Genomic DNA, 1377 nt, shown 5'->3' with positions numbered 1-1377 from the left:
CTCACCGACGGCGACTGGCCGGCGTTCGGAACGCCCGACCAGTCGATCCGGGCGTACCTCCGGGATACGGGATTTTCCGAGGGGTTCGTGGAGAACTTCGCCGCGCCGCTGTACGGCGGGATCACGCTCGACCGCTCGCTGTCGACCTCCGCGAACGTGTTCGAGTACACGTTCCGCGCGATGTCGCTTGGGAGCATCGCCGTCCCGGCGGAGGGGATGGCCGCGATCCCGGCACAGTTGGCCGAGAAGGCGCGGGAGGCTGGCGTCGATATCCGGACCGGCGTCGCCGTGGACGATCTCGACACCGGCGGGAACCGCGTCGCGTTCGACACCGACTCCGGCAGCCCCGAGTTCAACGCCGCCGTCGTCGCGACGGACCCGCCGACCGCGCGCGAACTCACCGGCGTCGAGTCGATTCCGACCGAGGGCGCGGGCGTCGTCACCCAGCACTACCGCCTGCCCGGCCCCGAACTCGACGCCGGCACGCGGATCATGCACAACGCTGGGGACGAGGCACCCAATACGGTCGCACAGCTCTCGGCCGTCGCCCCCGAGTACGGCGACGGCAGCGACGACGCGCTGCTCGCGGCCTCCTTCGTCGACGACGGCGCACAGGACCGCTCGGCCGAGGCGCTCGCGGCGCAGACCCGGGAGGCGCTGGCGTCGTGGTACCCCGAACGCGACGTGTCCGGACTCGAACTGCTCGCGACCGACCGAATCCCGTTCGCACAGTTCGCCCAGCCGCCCGGTGCCCACGCCCGGCTCCCGGACGCCGACGACCCGGCAGGGCCGGTGTTCCTCGCGGGCGACTATACGCGCTGGTCGTCGATCCAGGGGGCGCTGGAGAGCGGGACGCGTGCGGCCGACGCCATCACGGCGCGGTTCGACGCCTGAGCACCCCGCAGGTCGGGCGGTTTATGTGGCGGCCAGCCCACAGGTCGGCTATGAGCGACGCGCTGGCGGACAAACGCACTGCGAGCCGCTTTCGCATCCTCGCGGAGATCGCCGACCGCCAGCCGGCGGTAAGTCAGGGCGAGATCGCCGAGGCCGTCGGCGTCACCAGTCAGGCGGTCAGCGAGTACATCCGCGAACTGGTCGACGACGGGCTGGTCGAGAAGGAGGGCCGCTCGCGCTACCGCGTCACCAAGGAGGGGGTCGACTGGCTGTTCCGCGAGGCCAAGTCGCTGCGGCGCTACGTCGACCACGTCACCGACGACGTGCTGGAGAGTCTGCAGGAGGACGCCGCCATCGCGGTCGAGGCGGTCGAGGCCGGCGACACCGTCTCGCTCTCGATCCGGAACGGCCTGCTCCACGCGACGCCCGGCGAGGAGGGGGCGGCGACCGGCGTCGCGACCACGGACGCCGAGGCGGGCACCG

1 protein-coding gene and 1 pseudogene (1 of these 2 only partly in view) are annotated in these 1377 nt (G+C 72.0%); both read left to right on the top strand.

The window, feature by feature from the left end; genetic code table 11:
* Window positions 1–894 (top strand): annotated as a pseudogene (locus ACFR9S_RS03415) (NAD(P)/FAD-dependent oxidoreductase) (it extends 397 nt beyond the left edge of the window).
* A gap of 50 nt (window positions 895–944) precedes the next feature.
* Window positions 945–1377: MarR family transcriptional regulator (locus tag ACFR9S_RS03410; RefSeq protein WP_379818070.1), on the top strand; the 433-nt coding region annotated here is incomplete at its 3' end.

Source organism: Halolamina salina (assembly GCF_042678005.1).
In the GTDB taxonomy this organism is placed as follows: domain Archaea; phylum Halobacteriota; class Halobacteria; order Halobacteriales; family Haloferacaceae; genus Halolamina; species Halolamina salina.
The sequence above is the reverse complement of the archived record's forward strand: the minus strand, read 5'-3'. Positions and strand labels throughout refer to the sequence as shown.